The sequence below is a fragment of the Celeribacter ethanolicus genome, assembly GCF_001550095.1.
Taxonomy (GTDB): domain Bacteria; phylum Pseudomonadota; class Alphaproteobacteria; order Rhodobacterales; family Rhodobacteraceae; genus Celeribacter; species Celeribacter ethanolicus.
The window spans coordinates 1-1,539 of record NZ_LRUC01000023.1; the positions used below are offsets into that span (position 1 = coordinate 1).

A 1,539-nucleotide genomic window follows, 5' to 3' on the forward strand; every position below is an offset into this window, starting at 1 on the left:
TATTTTGTTGAAAAACTCGTGCTTGATCGGTGTGTGATCTGCTGTTTCAATTCTTCCAACGGACGGGAGGATTGACCGATGATGGGTCCGAGGCAGGAAGCGCAGGCATCGCTGTTTTACGAGTTCTCGCTTGAGGATCACGTCCCTCAGGATCATTTGCTGCGGTCGATTGATCGGTTCGTCGACTTGGGCAGCATCCGTGCTCATCTTGCTGAGTTCTACAGCCGCACGGGCCGGCCTTCCGTTGACCCCGAGCTGCTGATCCGGATGCTTCTGGTCGGCTATTGTTTCGGCATCCGGTCGGAGCGGCGGCTCTGCGAAGAGGTGCATCTGAACCTCGCCTATCGCTGGTTCTGCCGCCTCGATCTGAACGACCGGGTGCCTGATCATTCGACGTTTTCGAAGAACCGGCACGGTCGTTTCCGCGAGAGCGAGCTGCTGCGCCATCTATTTGAGACAACGGTGGCGCGCTGCATCGAAGAAGGCCTGGCGAGTGGCCAGCGCATGGCGGTGGATGCCAGCCTGATTGAGGCAGATGCGAACAAACAGAACTCGACGTCAAAGGAAGACTGGGATGCTTCAACCATCGAGCCCGCTGATGCGCCTCGTGCCGTACGCGAGTATCTCGACACCCTTGATGAGGCTGCATTTGGCGCAGCAAGCGAGGTGCAGCCCAAGTTCACATCCCATTCCGACCCCGCCAGCCAATGGACGGCAGCCCGCAAAGGCCCTGCATTTTTTAGCTATTCCGATAATTACCTGATCGACACCGATCATGGCGTCATCCTCGATGTCGAGGCGACCCGCTCCATCCGGCAAGCCGAGGTCGGATCGACGAAGACCATGCTTACCCGTGTCAAAGACCGGTTCGATCTGCACCCCGAGCGTTTGATCGCAGACACAGCTTATGGATCAGGCCCAATGCTGGGTTGGCTGGTTGAGCGTGAGATTGCGCCGCATATTCCCGTCATCGACAAGGCGGGGCGCAGCGACGGCACTTGGTCACGCGCGGAGTTCGAATGGGACGCGGAGAATGATCAGTATATCTGCCCCGAAGGTCACGAACTGAAGCAGTTCCGGCGAAACTACTCCGACCCGAACCGAGGTCCGACCGGCAAAGGCACAGCCCGCTATCGAGCTTTGAAGGAGGTTTGCCAAACCTGTCCATCGAAACCAACTTGCTGCCCGAATGCAGAAGCCCGCAAAATCACCCGCGAAGAACACGAAGACGCCCGCCAAGTTGCCCGTGATATCGCCAAAACCCACCAATACGATATCTCGATGAAGCTCCGAAAGAAGGTCGAGATGCTCTTCGCGCATCTCAAACGAATTCTTGGCCTGAACCGGCTCAGGTTACGTGGACCCTGCGGCGCAAATGACGAATTCCTCCTCGCCGCAACCGCCCAAAACCTCCGTAAACTGGCCAAGATCTTTCCTGCGCCGCAGCAACCGCGAAAAGCCTGAAAAGAAAGGCGCTCACGCCCATTCGGGAACCGCAAATTCTGCGCTCGCAAACATCAGTTTTTCAACAGAATCGGC

Annotated in this window: 1 protein-coding gene; it reads left to right on the forward strand. The window is 57.2% G+C overall.

The window, feature by feature from the left end:
• Positions 1–78 precede the first annotated feature (78 nt).
• Entirely contained in the window at positions 79–1,464 is a 1,386-nt protein-coding gene (locus NH195_RS10650) for an IS1182 family transposase (protein WP_066706573.1), read from the forward strand.
• Positions 1,465–1,539: the final 75 nt, after the last annotated feature.